This window comes from Yoonia sp. D2-7 (assembly GCF_055809435.1).
The window spans coordinates 403082-417049 of the sequence record NZ_CM147912.1; the positions used below are offsets into that span (position 1 = coordinate 403082).

12 protein-coding genes are annotated in these 13968 nt (G+C 54.1%); 5 read left to right on the forward strand and 7 right to left on the reverse strand.

The window, feature by feature from the left end; genetic code table 11:
- Positions 1–66 precede the first annotated feature (66 nt).
- On the forward strand, positions 67–519 hold the full coding sequence (locus AC0L7R_RS01840; RefSeq protein ID WP_348107078.1) for a tellurite resistance TerB family protein: 453 nt from the start codon (positions 67–69) through the stop codon (positions 517–519).
- 24 nt (positions 520–543) lie between these two features.
- Here the strand turns inward: AC0L7R_RS01840 and AC0L7R_RS01845 are convergent, their stop codons facing one another.
- Positions 544–1770: a Hint domain-containing protein gene (locus tag AC0L7R_RS01845; RefSeq protein WP_473658558.1), complete on the reverse strand. Its 1227-nt coding sequence runs from the start codon at positions 1768–1770 to the stop codon at positions 544–546.
- Positions 1771–1908: 138 nt separating this feature from the next.
- Here AC0L7R_RS01845 and pncB point away from each other — a divergent pair, with 138 nt between their 5' ends.
- The gene (gene pncB, locus AC0L7R_RS01850; RefSeq protein ID WP_473658559.1) at positions 1909–3201 is read left to right on the forward strand and encodes a nicotinate phosphoribosyltransferase; all 1293 of its coding nucleotides are present in this window, start codon (positions 1909–1911) and stop codon (positions 3199–3201) included.
- Positions 3202–3240: 39 nt separating this feature from the next.
- The gene (locus AC0L7R_RS01855) at positions 3241–4905 is read left to right on the forward strand and encodes an AIPR family protein (RefSeq protein ID WP_473658560.1); all 1665 of its coding nucleotides are present in this window, start codon (positions 3241–3243) and stop codon (positions 4903–4905) included.
- A gap of 8 nt (positions 4906–4913) precedes the next feature.
- Here AC0L7R_RS01855 and arfB read toward each other — a convergent pair whose 3' ends face one another.
- The 6 genes from arfB to AC0L7R_RS01885 all read right to left on the reverse strand — a co-directional run bounded on the left by arfB (position 4914) and on the right by AC0L7R_RS01885 (position 10200).
- On the reverse strand, positions 4914–5330 hold the full coding sequence (arfB, locus tag AC0L7R_RS01860) for an alternative ribosome rescue aminoacyl-tRNA hydrolase ArfB (RefSeq protein ID WP_247127813.1): 417 nt from the start codon (positions 5328–5330) through the stop codon (positions 4914–4916).
- Positions 5331–5720: 390 nt separating this feature from the next.
- Positions 5721–6362 carry a queuosine precursor transporter gene (locus tag AC0L7R_RS01865; protein ID WP_473658561.1) on the reverse strand — a complete coding sequence of 214 codons (642 nt, stop codon included), beginning with the start codon at positions 6360–6362 and terminating at the stop codon, positions 5721–5723.
- Between the two features lie 87 nt (positions 6363–6449).
- Positions 6450–7307 (reverse strand): esterase-like activity of phytase family protein, encoded by an 858-nt coding sequence (locus AC0L7R_RS01870; RefSeq protein ID WP_473658562.1) that lies wholly within the window; start codon positions 7305–7307, stop codon positions 6450–6452.
- Positions 7308–8222 (reverse strand): penicillin-insensitive murein endopeptidase, encoded by a 915-nt coding sequence (gene mepA, locus AC0L7R_RS01875; RefSeq protein ID WP_473658563.1) that lies wholly within the window; start codon positions 8220–8222, stop codon positions 7308–7310. It abuts the gene before it with no gap.
- The gene (locus AC0L7R_RS01880; protein WP_473658564.1) at positions 8207–9589 is read right to left on the reverse strand and encodes an MFS transporter; all 1383 of its coding nucleotides are present in this window, start codon (positions 9587–9589) and stop codon (positions 8207–8209) included. The genes mepA and AC0L7R_RS01880 overlap by 16 nt, the downstream gene beginning before the upstream one ends.
- A gap of 62 nt (positions 9590–9651) precedes the next feature.
- The gene (locus AC0L7R_RS01885; protein WP_473658565.1) at positions 9652–10200 is read right to left on the reverse strand and encodes a thioesterase family protein; all 549 of its coding nucleotides are present in this window, start codon (positions 10198–10200) and stop codon (positions 9652–9654) included.
- A 139-nt stretch (positions 10201–10339) separates the two neighbouring features.
- Between AC0L7R_RS01885 and AC0L7R_RS01890 the strand changes: the two genes are divergently transcribed.
- Both AC0L7R_RS01890 and fdhF read left to right on the forward strand, forming a co-directional pair.
- Positions 10340–10627, forward strand: a complete 288-nt coding sequence (locus tag AC0L7R_RS01890) for a YggT family protein (RefSeq protein WP_473658566.1) — start codon at positions 10340–10342, stop codon at positions 10625–10627.
- A gap of 124 nt (positions 10628–10751) precedes the next feature.
- Positions 10752–13517 (forward strand): formate dehydrogenase subunit alpha, encoded by a 2766-nt coding sequence (gene fdhF, locus AC0L7R_RS01895; RefSeq protein WP_473658567.1) that lies wholly within the window; start codon positions 10752–10754, stop codon positions 13515–13517.
- Positions 13518–13968: the final 451 nt, after the last annotated feature.

Here is a 13968-nt window from a genome sequence, read left to right on the forward strand (position 1 = left end):
GTTTGGGGGCTAGCCCCCAAAGCGGCGCACGGCTAGACTTCGTTAACGACATTCCGGAGCTTCACCATGTTCGATCGCATTTTGTCCATGTTTCATAAAGAAACCAACGTCACCAAGCTGCCAGAGGCAGATGCACAGCATGCGCTGGGGGCTTTGTTGGTGCGCGCGGCGAAAATCGACAAAGCGTATCTTTTTGAAGAAATCGAACAGATCGATGACGTTTTGGCGCATCGCTACGGATTAAACCCCGTTCAGGCCGCGAAAATGCGGGCCGAATGCGAAAAACTGGAAGAAGCAATGCCAGATACCGACGCTTTGTCGACCATCTTGCATGACGCGATTAGTCTCGAAGAACGCGAAGCCACAGTTGCGGCACTTTGGGCTGTTGTTTTCGCAGATGGTGTTGAAGCGGAAGCAGAAGACCAACTTTTGCACCAAGTAGAAGCGATCTTGGGCGTATCACCCGAAGTCAGCAAAAAGCTTCACGATGCCGCAATGGCAGCCCGCAATCAGGGCTAGAACGTGCACCGCGCACGGCCAACGTTAGAAAACTGGCTTTGCGTTCACCAATGGCCTGTCCGCTTTATCCCGCACGCGCCGCCTGTCTGTCGCCACACGCCTTTCGTTGGCTGCGGGCCATGGTTTCTGCGGTCCACGGCGATCTTTTTTACGCCGTTGTGGCGTCGGATTGGCCAACGCGCGGGTGACATCGCTACGCGCGATTTGGTTCACATCAAGCGGCCCCAACGATCGACGCAGGGTGTCAAGGCGGCGCTGCACCATCCCCACCGTGTAACAATCGCGTGCTGGCGGCCCATTCAGTGGGGCATCGGGAACGATCGGGGCGCCAAATATGTGTCGCAACGCCCTTCTTTGATCGTCTGACAACAGCGCCAACACCATTGGCCCCAATAAAAGCGTTTCCGACCAGCAGTCATTCGCAAGAACAATTTGATGGGCATCACAGACAAAATGAACCCACGTGACGTTCTTCTTGCCGTTCATATGGCGAACACCCGGCAAAGCGGTCAGTGATTTTGCAGGCGCGAAGGCTTCTTCTGTGAATAAGGCTTCCAATTGACCTTTGCCCCCAACGAACAAACGGTGCTGCGGCGATACCACCATGTCCGTCGACGGCCGCCCTTTTCCCAAGGCGTTTGCAGAGATCAAGACAGGTTTCGCATCGGGTGACGTATCTTCCAGCGGTTGGGTATCCGACCTGACCCACCGGATCGGCACAATGCCGTCGTCCAACGTGACGACCAGATCACCGGGTTGTAGGTATTCAACCGGTCTGGGGCCGTCGGGTGTCGTGATAAGCGTGCCTTCCGCAAAACAAACGGCTTGATATGTTTCGGCTGCGTTCTGGTCGCTGGTCCAAAAGGCGTTCGGGCTGTCTGGCCCGCCACCGTTGTCCCAATACCAGCTTTCCAAATCAAATCCGGGGGACCAAACCATTTGAAATAGCTCGCCAGTAACAGAATTCGTGCCTTCAAAGACCACGGCGCCTTCGCCCGGACCAACGTAGTCGCTGCGAATAATGGTCGCGTCCTGCATGTCACCACCGCCGCCATGACCCGACCATGTTAGGTCGTAGGTTTCCCCGACTTCAAACAAAATCGGTTTATCGTCCCCCATATTCGACGTGATTTCGAGGTTAGTCGTCGATCCCGGGGGGTGGTCGAAATAACTATAGTCCTGATGGACATCCACATTGCTACCGGACGCGGCAGCAAATTCGTTATCGAGCGCATAGAAAGTTTTGGTCATGATCGGTTCCTTCCGGTACCCGATACGTCCACTTCGTTGAGGTTCGATAAACAGCGACAAATTGAACTATTTTGGAACGCCCTTGCCAATGGGTCGTGCCCTTGGTCTAACCTGCTGTAAGTCAAAGGGAACACGCACATGGTCGACATCGCAACACGGGTCTGGAACCACAAATGGAAGATCGACCCAATCGTGCGGTCGCTCATCGACACGGATTTCTACAAGCTCCTGATGTGCCAATCCATTTTTCGGAACCATCCGGACACCAACGTCACATTCTCGCTGATCAACCGGTCCAAACACGTGCGCCTCGCGGACCTCGTCGACGAAGGCGAACTGCGCGAACAGCTCGACAATATCCGGTCGCTGTCCCTGTCACGCGGTGAATCCACATGGCTGCGGGGGAACACCTTCTACGGCAAACGGCAAATGTTCCGGCCCGACTTCATGGAATGGTTCGAAAACCACAAACTCCCGCCCTATCACCTCGAAAAACGGGACGGGCAGTACGAACTCACCTTCGAAGGCAAATGGCACGAAGTCATGCTCTGGGAAATTCCGGCGCTCTCCACGCTCATGGAACTGCGGGGGCGGGCGGTGCTCAAGGACATGGGGCGGTTCGAACTGCAGGTCCTCTACGCTCAAGCCATGACCAAAGTCTGGTCCAAGGTCGAAAAACTCCGCGACGTGCCCAACCTCAAACTCGCGGACTTCGGGACGCGGCGGCGGCATTCCTACCTCTGGCAGGACTGGTGCGTGCAGGCGCTGAAAGAAGGGCTGGGCGACAACTTCACCGGCACCTCCAACTGCCGGATCGCCATGCAGCGCGAAATCGAAGCCATCGGGACCAACGCCCACGAACTGCCCATGGTCTACGCAGCCATGGCGGACACGGATGAAAAACTGCGGCAATCGCCCTACGACGTGCTGGCGGACTGGCAGGAAGAACACTCCGGCAACCTGCGGATCATCCTGCCGGACACCTACGGAACGCAGGGGTTTCTGGACGATGCACCGGACTGGCTGGCAGGCTGGACAGGCATGCGGATCGATAGCGGAGACCCGGCAACAGGGGCAGAGCGGGCGATCGACTGGTGGACAGCGCGTGGGGAAGACCCGCGCAAGAAACTGGTCATCTTCTCGGACGGGCTGGACGTCGATAAAATCGCAACGCTGCAAGCGCAATTCGCAGGGCGGGTGCGGGTGTCCTTCGGGTGGGGAACCATGCTGACCAACGACTTCAAAGGGCTTGCGCCGGACGACGCACTCGCACCGTTTTCCCTCGTCTGCAAAGCGGTCGCGGCCAACGGCAACCCCACAGTCAAACTGAGCGACAACCCCAACAAAGCCATGGGCCCCGCCGAGGAAATCGCTCGGTATAAGCGAGTGTTTGGGGTCGGAGAGCAAGAGAAGGTTGAGGTTGTAGTTTAGCCAATCTAGAGTTGCTCATGTGAAAGTGAGAAACAACCCATGGCCGTAAACGATCAGTACCTTCTCGACGAAATCCTTAAGCAAAAGAAAAGAGAATTGTTCCCCCATTTTTCAGATGCAGATTTTTTTGAGTTTTTCTGTGCCGCTGAAATTTTGAAAGACTTTGAACTTTCCTACGAAGAAATTGAAAATGGAATCGTTGATGGTGAGCATGACGGAGGTATTGATTCCGTCTATGCATTCCTAAATGGAAATCTGGTTGTCGAAGACTTCGACCCGAGTTCGCACAAGAAAGATGTGAGATTCGAGTTACATGTCATCCAGTCAAAAACATCGAAGGGCTTTAGCGAAGATGCTCTGGATAAGATTTCGCGTACCTTGGAGAAACTTCTAAACTTCAGCGTTTCGGATGAAGAGCATCCAGAGTTGAACGGTTCCGTTAAGGCAAAATTTGCTTACTTTCGAAATATTTATAAAGCAATGGCAACACGGTTTCCAAGTCTAGAGGTGCATGTCCATTACTGTGCAAAAAGGGCAGATGACAATGTTCACCCAAATATGGAGATTAGATCGTCCGAATTAGTCGAAAAGATCGAAAAAATGCTCTCGTCGTCAAAGGCTAGTGTACATCTTCTTTCTGCATCCGATCTAATGGATATGGCTCGGAAAATCCCCAAAACAACTTTCAATCTGAATTTTACTAATGTCCTAAGCGATAGTGATAACGGTTTCATCGTGCTTGCTAACCTAAGAGATTTTGATAGCTTTTTGCGGGATGAAAGTGGTCGCCGGCTCGAACGAATTTTTGAATCAAATGTTCGGGACAACCAAGGTCGTACGCCAGTAAACAAGGAGATCCGGGCCACGCTTGGAAGCGAAAAGGATGTAGATTTTTGGATGCTAAACAATGGCGTTACAATTGTCGCTGACCGCGCGCAGATATCTGGGCAATCGCTAGCTATAGAAGGGCCGCAAATCGTCAATGGACTTCAAACATCAACGCAAATTCTCGACCATTTTGACGAATTGCAGTTTGGTGAGGAGAGTCGAAAAATAATGATCAAAGTAGTTCCGCTTTCAGATGATGAAGTGCGGGACAAGATTATTAAGGCAACCAATAGTCAAACGCAGGTGTCAGCAGCTTCGCTGCGAGCAACAGACAAGATTCAACGTGACATAGAGACATCGTTGAGAGCAAAAGCACTTTTCTACGACCGAAGAAAAAACCATTATAAAAATATGGGGATTTCGCCAGACAAGATAGTAAGCGTTCCGTACATGGCGCAATGTATGATGGCCACAAACCTAGGGCGGCCGGATGATGCTCGCGCCCGCCCGTCTACTCTGATCAATGATGAAAAAGAATATGCTCAACTATTCAATCCAAAGTTTAATCTGAAGACATATTCAAACTGCGCGGAGCTTGCCAAATTGGTCGAGGATTCACTTTCACGTCGAGCCGACGTATCCTCAAGTGACAGAAATAATCTGCGATTTTATGTCTTGTGGGATGTGCTAGCGCAAAAATTCAAAATTCAGAAAATAAAGGATTCCCAGTTGGCAAGTCTGGAAGCCGGTAGTGTGACTGGTGATGAGATTGAGGCATCAATTGGAAGGGTTGCACATGAGTATCGCGAGCTAGGCGGGACTGACAAAGTTGCGAAAGGCACAGAACTACTCCGCAGGCTAATCAGTAAGCTTTGAGTGGACGCTCACTCCTCCCCAACCTTCCCCCGCAACTTCTTCACAGCCCCGCGCACCTTTTTCCCCTCAAGCCGCCGCTTGACCGACCCGTAGGTCGGTTTTGTTCCGATCCGGCGTTTGGGCACATGCAGCGCCTGCACGATCATCTCGGCCAGACGGTCCCGCGCGATTTCGCGGTTCCGTGCTTGGGACCGCGTGTCCTGCACAAACAGGACCACCGCCCCGTCCTTCGTCCATTTCTGGCCCGCCACCCGCCGCAGCCGCCGCTTCACCGCCTCGGTCAAATTGGGCGACCGCGCAGCTTCAAACCGCAGTTCCACCGCCGTCGAAACCTTGTTCACGTTCTGCCCACCCGGACCGGACGACCGCGCGAACTGCTCGGTCAATTCCCAATCTTCAAGCGTGATCTGATCGTTGATTTTCATCTGTCCACTACAACTCATCAGCGGTCCCGACGCAAATGCCGTGGCCAATCTTCATGATGCGTTAACACTTCTGGAATTCAGGGGCTGACAACGCGGTGCACGCCTTGTGTACGCGTTGTGCACGCAAATCACACCGTCCAAATACGAAAAAGGGCCGCCCCGGCGTGGGGTGGCCCTTCTCTGAATAGCGGAGGGGGGTCGGTTAGGTCGCCCACCCTGTGGTTTTCTCAGCTAAGGGCTGCCCTAGTTGAAGACCCCACAAGTTGTCCCGACTGCCTTCTCCAATACTTCATGATGCACTGGATCACCTCCTTTCAAAATGTTTCGCCTATACTTTGAAGGTGGCATACCTGATCTTAAAATCAAGATAATTTTTTGTGACAACGCAGATTAAGCCCGCGCATCCACAAATCGCCCAACAATAATTCGGAACGGCACCAAAGCGAGCAAAGCAATCACAAGCTTCACGCCCCAGTCCGCAACCGCCAAAGAAACCCACAACGGAGCGTCCGGACCTACGGTCAAGAACGGAACAGCATCCTGCGCCCAGCTAATCTCCACCATGGCAGATTCGGATAACCCATTGAAAAGCGCAGAAAAAGCGATGGTGAAGAAGATTGCCGTATCCACGGTGGAGCTGATCAAAGTGGACCCCAGCGGTGCTTTCCACCAAGATCCGTCCCGCAGTTTGTTAAACACTGCAACGTCCAGCAGTTGTGCCACGCCGAACGCAATCGCAGACCCGATCGCAACACGTAACGCAACGGCTGCGTACGGTCCATATTCACTGTCAAAAATGATTTGCGTCCCGATCAGGGAACAGATGATCCCCGTGACCAAACCTGCGAACACAACCTTGCGGGCCGTCGCGGCCCCGTAAAGCCGGTTCATGATGTCTGTTACCAGAAAGGCGAGCGGGTATGTGAATGCCCCCCACGTCAGCAATCCATCAAGGATCAGATATTGCACAAGAATATTGGATGCGACCACAATAGCGGCCATGGCGAGAACGCCGGGGAGAATACGTGTCATGTCATTGGTTCCGTTTTGACAAGGGTGCGGCACTTGGTCCCCGAACCGTTCAAGGACGCGCCCACTTAGGCCTCGCTGGCCGACAGGTCAACCGTCGATACGGTATTCCGCGATCTCGTTCGTCAGAATGCTGCGGAAATTGTTATCCGCGATCAGGGTCATGATCATTTGACCATCCGCGGTCTGCCATACGGAAATGCCTTCCATATTTCCGTGAACGCCAATTCCGGTTTCTAGGATCGTTTCGGCGGTTGCGGCATCCAGATCAAGGCGGCGCACGCGCGTATAGAAACCGAAGCCGCTGAAATCCCGTTCCAGCACATAAAGCATGCCGTCAGGCCCAAAATCCGCGCCGACCATCAGATAGGCACCGGTGCGCGGGATGGCATAAGGTTGATCCCATTTGCCGTCTTTGTAGCGATATACCGGGAAAGGCCGATCGTACCGTCCAGACCGTTCGGGGATTGTGTAAAGGGCGCCATCCGCGTCGATTGCCAGGGCTTCCAAGCTGCTGTTGTCCTGCAAAGCCTCAAATTCGCGGGGCACTGGCAGGGTCTGTTCGGCGGCCCCGAAGTTTGCGAATTTCCCGACCCGATGCTGCCCTTCGAAAGAAACATAGATCGTGCCGTCGGGCGCCACAGCGATACCTTCGGAATCGTTGTTTGTCAGACCTCCTGGCAGGTCTGCGTTTTCAATTGAAACGGGTGTGCCCATGGCAATACCGCTGATCTGTCCTTCTGCGTCCCGTGAAATTGTGCCTTGCATCAACATGCCGCGATCACTGACCGCAATGATGGTGCTGCCATCATCACCGATATGCACCGCAGACAGGCCACCGATCCGTCCGCCATCTGTGTGGATGATAAAACGCCCGAAAAGGGCGGTCTCGGTGAAACCAAGACCGCCCATCAGAAGAATGGCCGCTGAAAACAGAATTTTTAGCATTTAGTCCGCGTTCAAAACACTCAGGCATTGGCCGGGTAGATTAGCCATTGTGATCGGTCCGCGCGGCGGACGAGACGTCGGGTTGGGATTTGGGGGTGGCGGGTTCAGGATGTTGTTCACCCAATCCTGCGCATCTGCACAGCCATCACCTGCTGGTGGCGGCGCTTGATCAACGCAAGTGTTGTCACCCGCCGGGCATTTCAGGCGGACGTGGAAATGGTAATGGTGACCGTACCAAGGGCGGATTTTGTTCAGCCAGCTGCGATCACCCGTCGCAGAGTTACACATCGCAACCTTTGCGCCAGGGAACACAAAAATGCGCGCGACACGTGGATCAGAGGCAGCCGCTTTGAGTACCGCCTCATGTTCGGCGGTCCAACGGCTGTTCGTGTAGGCCCCGCTGGCACGACGCATGGAGATCGAAGAGATATTCTCGCGTTCTTGTGCAGATAGGTTCAACCGATCAGGCGGCAGCATCCAGATATCGGCATCAAGCCCGACTTGGTGGCTGGCGTGTCCCGTCAACATCGGGCCGCCACGTGGCTGGCTAAGATCGCCGACGTACAGACCTTCCCAGCCGGGTAAGCGCGCAACTTCACGGCTTAGGTCCTGAATATAGTCGATCAGCGCAGGTTGGCCCCAGTTCCGGTTTCGGCTCAGGCGCATCGCCTGCCACGTTGGACCGGTTTCGGCCAATTCAACAGCGCCCGCTTGGCAGCCCTTTGCGTAACCGCCAATCGCTTCGGGTGTTTGGTTCGATCCGCGTGGGATGTGGCCGAAAAGCGTCTTGGCCACACGAGTATCACCCGCGTTCGACGTCGAAATGGCTGCGGCTTGGCTAACCGATGCCGTGTCTTCGCTTTGGCATGCCGCCAAAGCCGTTAACAATGAAAGTATGCCTATGAAGCGGACCATGCTGCGCGATCTCCGTCTTTGTTGACCCATGATAGCATCACGAGGCCAAGAAGAAAGAGGAAGATAACAGGCAAGAAACCAAGTTGCACATTACCGGTCCAAGCGGTGAAAATCCCAATGAGCAGGGGGGCCATGAACGCGGTCGCTTTGCCGGAAAGTGCAAATAGACCAAAGGCTTCGGTTGGACGTTCGGGGTTTGTGTGGCGCACCATCATGGACCGCGATGCGGCATAAATTGCGCCGCCTGCACCCCCAATTACAGAACCACACACGAAAAAAATAATGTCAGGGACCATCGAATCTGCCGCAAGCGGGACGCCAAACACCTGTGTGCGAGACATGCCGACGATGATCGTGCTGACGATCAGAAGGCAAAGAATGCAGAAAATGATGACTGGTTTTGGTCCCAGCTTCGCGTCAAACCGACCGCCGACATAGGTAAATACGGCTGCTGTAATGACGCTGATGATCCCGAAAACGCCTAGCCAGATCGTGCCCCAACCTAACACAAGCGTCGCGTAAACGCCGCCAAATGCATACAAAGCGTTCAGGGCGTCGCGGTAAAACATCGACCCGAGCAGGAACGATGCGGTGCTTTTGCGGCGTGCGACATTGCGCAGGGTCTGTTTCAGATCACCCCAAACTTTCGACATTCTGGGGACCTCGCCTGCGTCAGCAGGATTGTCGCGCACCCATAAGAAGAACGGGATCATGAAGATTGCAAACCAAACCGCCATGAACGGACCGACGGCACGTGTGCCTTCGCGTGCGCTTGGGTCTAGCCCAAACAGCGGGTCCAAACCGATCAGCGTTTTGCCTGTCTGCGCGTCCTCAGCGAACAGCAACAACATAATGATCAAAGCAACCAAGCCGCCCCAGTAACCAACTGACGCACCAGTGCCCGAGATGCGACCGACCTCTTCCGGGGTGCCAAGCGACGGCAAATATGCATTGATGAAGTTCAACGCCGATTCTGCCGCAATAAAGCCGACATAAAACAGGATCAGGAACAGCATCAGGCTGCTGCTGTCGGGGGTCAAAAACCATAACGACCACGCGCCGACGACATATAGAAGGGAAAAGCCGATGATCCACGGCATCTTGCGACCCGTATTGTCCGCAAAAGCGCCAAGGAACGGCGCGGTAAAGGCGATGACAAGGCCCGCACAGGTCTGGCCAAAGGCCCAAGTGCTTTGCGCTGATGCGCCTGCGGCTTCTTGGTCAAGCCCTTGACCGAGAAAGTAATTCGCAGCGACGACCGCAAAATATGGCCCAAAGATAAAGGTCAACCCAAGCGTGTAGTATGGTTGCGCTGCCCAATCAAAGCTCATCCAGCCCCAGATGCGCTTTTTTGCCGATATTGTCATGGTCGTCCCCCGTAAGTGCCGCGATAAGACACCGAAGGGACGGCACATTGCAAGTGACGTGTTTATGACTGTGTGTCTGGTGTCACTTCTGGGGGCCAAGGACGTGTCTGGTCAGCGTCGATCCAGTTTTGTGCCCACGCAGGTAGCGGCGGTCGGTCGCCTTCGTAGCCAATGTGATCAAATAGCTGTCGGGGGCGCACGATCCCGTTTTTGTCAGTCACAGCAGACCGGTACAGGGCCTGCACGGCGCATTCGTTTCCGATCCAGATGGATTGTTCGAGGTAGAAAAACTTATCGTCCCAGCCCACAGCGCGACTGACAGTCTTGAATTTCACAAACGGACGAATACGCTTGCGGTAACGCACGCTGACACCCGCCATTGTAAGACCCCAACGCTTTTCCCTGAGCGCGTCTAGCAGGCCGACCCGTTTGGCCAAAACTGTGCGCCCAAGATCAAGAATTGTTAAGATACGTCCGTTATTCATTTCAATGAACGCGTCGATATCTTGTGGCCAGCACCGGTGTTGCGACACATGAACACCCAGAATGGGCAGGTCAGGTGCGCGGCGGGCAAGATACATATCTTTGATAAGCCGTACGAAAGGATACATCGGGACAACCTTTAGATGACGATTACCCTCTCCATCTGCCTTGTTGACGTAAACGTCAACTTTGACGCAACGGAAGCTGGGGCTTGCAGGACTGTCACTTAGAACTTACTTGAACGGTGCACAAATTGAAGGCGATACCATGCAGTCCATCTTTGAAATCTTGTTGATGCTCATCGGCGTCGCCCGTTTCTTTATCTTTGCGCATTTCATCATGAGCTGGTTGATCAGTTTTGATGTCTTGAACGTGCGTCAGCCGTTGGTCGGCCAAATTTGGTACACGCTGCAACGTATCTTGGAACCGCTTTACGCCCCGATCCGTCGGTTTATGCCTAATTTAGGCGGCATTGATTTATCGCCAATCGTCGCCTTGTTGGGGCTGGAAGCGATCCGGATCGTCCTGATCAACAACGCCCAAGCATTTTTCTAAAGCCACACGTAGATTTCGCATCAGAAACCGCACATGGCGCAAATGTGCGGATCGTGGTCGCGGATGGCCTGTCTTAACTTGCACGAAAGTGGTGTAGTTTGCTCTGAGGATGAGGAGCACCGCTATGGCCGAGATCAAATTTACACTCGACGGTAAGTCAGTGACCGCCCAGCCGGGTGAAACGATTTGGGAAGTGGCCAATGGCCGTGGTCTTGTGATCCCGCATCTCTGCCACAAACCGCAGCCCGGTTATCGGTCCGACGGAAACTGCCGCGCGTGTATGGTCGCGATTGATGGCGAACGGACCTTGGCGGCGTCCTGTATCCGCGAACCGTCTGAAGGCATGGTCGTCACGACAGACCAGCCGCGCGAAGTGCAGGCGCGTAAAATGGTCATGGAAATGCTGGTTGCAGACCAGCCTGAACAGGCTGTCGCGCACGATAAATCGTCTCATCTATGGGACATGGCTGCCAAACAGGACGTCAATGAAAGCCGTTTTCCGACGATGGATAGCGACCACATCCCACTGCTCGACGACAGCCATGTCGCGATGTCGGTTAACTTGGATGCGTGTATTCAATGTGGATTGTGCGTGCGGGCTTGCCGTGAAGTGCAGGTCAATGATGTGATCGGCATGGCGGGGCGGGGCCACAATGCCTACCCTGTTTTCGATATGGACGATCCGATGGGTGCATCCAGCTGCGTGGCCTGTGGTGAATGCGTACAGGCTTGCCCAACTGGAGCATTGTTGCCCGCGACCGTGACGGATGAAAACCAAATCGGCGATACGGCGGACTACGACCGCGAAGTCAATAGCGTTTGCCCATTCTGTGGCGTCGGCTGTCAGGTGTCGTTGAAAGTGAAGGACGACAAGGTCAAGTTCGTCGAAGGTATTAATGGCCCCGCGAACGAAGGCCGTTTGTGTGTCAAAGGCCGGTTCGGTTTCGACTATATTCACCACGATCACCGGCTGACCAAACCTTTGATCCGGCGCGACGATGCGCCCGCAAAGGGCTTGAACGTTGATCCGGGCAATTGGGGCGAAGTGTTCCGCGAAGCGTCTTGGGACGAAGCGCTGGATTTTGCTGCCAATGGCATGAAAGAACTCGGCGGGACCAAGATCGCGGGCTTTGGGTCAGCCAAATGTACCAACGAAGAAGCGTATCTTTTCCAGAAAATGATCCGCCAAGGCTTTGGCCACAACAACGTCGATCACTGCACACGGCTATGCCACGCGTCATCTGTCGCTGCGTTGATGGAAAACGTGGGATCGGGTGCCGTCACCGCCACATTCAACGAGATTGAAAACGCCGATGTCGCCATCGTCATCGGTGCGAACCCGATTGAAAACCACCCCGTCGCCGCGACCTATTTCAAGCAGTTCACCAAACGCGGTGGCAAACTTATTGTGATGGATCCGCGCGGTCAGGCATTGAAGCGTTTCTCGACCCATATGCTGCAATTCCGCCCCGGTGCGGATGTGTCGATGCTGAACGCGATCATGCATGTGATCGTTGAAGAAAAACTTTACGATCAACAGTATATCGATGCCTATACCGAAAACTGGGAAGCTGAAAAAGCGCATCTCAAAGACTTCTCACCAGAGAAGATGGAAGGCATTTGCGGCATTCCAGCAGATGAATTGCGCGCCGTCGCGCGGACCTTTGCGGGGGCCAAAGCGGGGATGATTTTCTGGGGCATGGGGGTGTCGCAACACATCCATGGGACCGATAATTCGCGCTGCCTGATCAGCCTTGCTTTGATGACAGGCCAGGTCGGCCGTCCGGGCGCCGGACTGCATCCGCTGCGGGGGCAAAACAACGTGCAAGGCGCGTCTGATGCGGGCCTCATTCCGATGTTCCTGCCCGATTACCAGCCCGTCGGTGACGACGGCGTACGGTCTGCGTTTCAAGAGGTTTGGAACGAAGGCAATATTGACCCGAACAAGGGTCTGACCGTCACTGAAATCCTTGATGCGGTATACGCGGGTGACATTCAGGGGATGTATATTCTGGGTGAGAATCCTGCGATGTCTGATCCAGACGTTGAACATGCGCGGGATGCCTTGGCGAAACTTAAGCATCTGGTCGTGCAGGATATTTTCATCACAGAAACGGCGAACTATGCTGATGTGATCCTGCCTGCTTCGGCCTTTGCCGAAAAGACCGGGACGGTGACAAACACAAATCGACAGGTGCAAATGGGACGCCCAGCGGTCGCACCTCCGGGTGATGCGAAGGAAGACTGGTGGATCGAAGTTGAGCTTGGGAAACGATTGGGCCTTGGTTGGACCTATACGCATCCAAGCGACGTGTTCGACGAGATGACACAGGTGATGAAATCTTTGGATAACATCACATGGGATCGGCTTGAGACCGAAAATGTGGTGACTTATCCATCATTGTCAGCAACGGATCCGGGGCAACCAATTGTTTTTGCGGATGGTTTCCCGCGCGAAGACGGGCGCGCCCAATTCACACCGGCCAATGTGATCGCGCCGGATGATGTGCCTGACGCGGACTATCCGATGATCCTGACAACCGGACGACAGTTGGAACATTGGCACACCGGGTCCATGACGCGCCGTTCAAAGGTGCTGGATGCGGTTGAGCCAGAAGCGAACTGTTCGCTTCACCCGTCGACGCTGCGCAAGCTTGGTGTTGAACCGGGTGGGTTATTGCGACTGACAACTAAGCGTGGGTCGATCAAAATCATGGCGCGGTCGGATCGGGCTGTCGCGCCTGACATGGTCTTCTTGCCGTTTGCCTATGTTGAGGCAGCCGCGAACATTCTAACGAATCCAGCGGTCGACCCCTTCGGCAAGATTCCCGAATTCAAATTCTCTGCAGTGCGTGTTGAGAAAGTCGAAACGACAATCGCAGCCGAATAACGCAGTGCAGCCCCAGCCACTTCTGGGGCTGTATTATGACCTTGTCCAGAACGTTGCCGATAAAGCCGCCAGCGTAAATCAGATCTTCGTTGTTGCCGCAGAACGTGCCGATAACTTTGTCATAGATTATGCCACCGCTTTTGATCGGCACGACCCGAATCTGTTGCTACGTTTTGTGCAGGAATAGAGCCGGACAGAATTGCTGCGGCGGCGATTAGGTTGATCGTCGTGAGTTCCTTTTAGGTTTTCGTCAAAAACTATCTGGGCATTGCTATTTCAATTTTTGTACCTCGTGGTTCACCATTCAAGCGGCTTTGGTTTGGCTCCGAAATCAGATGTGTTTCGACGCCAAACGCCTTGGAAATGGCAGTAGCATCTAATAGATAGCTGCAATTGTGCCCTTATATGAGGCCGCTTCTGCGGTGTCACGTTCGCGCTGAATCGGCTTGCA

Coding starts and splice junctions, on each gene's coding strand:
- mepA (WP_473658563.1), bottom strand. CDS start 8,222: ATGGTCCGCTTCATAGGCATACTTTCATTGTTAACGGCTTTGGCGGCA.
- AC0L7R_RS01855 (WP_473658560.1), top strand. CDS start 3,241: ATGGCCGTAAACGATCAGTACCTTCTCGACGAAATCCTTAAGCAAAAG.
- AC0L7R_RS01890 (WP_473658566.1), top strand. CDS start 10,340: ATGCAGTCCATCTTTGAAATCTTGTTGATGCTCATCGGCGTCGCCCGT.
- arfB (WP_247127813.1), bottom strand. CDS start 5,330: ATGAAAATCAACGATCAGATCACGCTTGAAGATTGGGAATTGACCGAG.
- AC0L7R_RS01865 (WP_473658561.1), bottom strand. CDS start 6,362: ATGACACGTATTCTCCCCGGCGTTCTCGCCATGGCCGCTATTGTGGTC.
- AC0L7R_RS01845 (WP_473658558.1), bottom strand. CDS start 1,770: ATGACCAAAACTTTCTATGCGCTCGATAACGAATTTGCTGCCGCGTCC.
- fdhF (WP_473658567.1), top strand. CDS start 10,752: ATGGCCGAGATCAAATTTACACTCGACGGTAAGTCAGTGACCGCCCAG.
- pncB (WP_473658559.1), top strand. CDS start 1,909: ATGGTCGACATCGCAACACGGGTCTGGAACCACAAATGGAAGATCGAC.
- AC0L7R_RS01840 (WP_348107078.1), top strand. CDS start 67: ATGTTCGATCGCATTTTGTCCATGTTTCATAAAGAAACCAACGTCACC.
- AC0L7R_RS01870 (WP_473658562.1), bottom strand. CDS start 7,307: ATGCTAAAAATTCTGTTTTCAGCGGCCATTCTTCTGATGGGCGGTCTT.
- AC0L7R_RS01885 (WP_473658565.1), bottom strand. CDS start 10,200: ATGTATCCTTTCGTACGGCTTATCAAAGATATGTATCTTGCCCGCCGC.
- AC0L7R_RS01880 (WP_473658564.1), bottom strand. CDS start 9,589: ATGACAATATCGGCAAAAAAGCGCATCTGGGGCTGGATGAGCTTTGAT.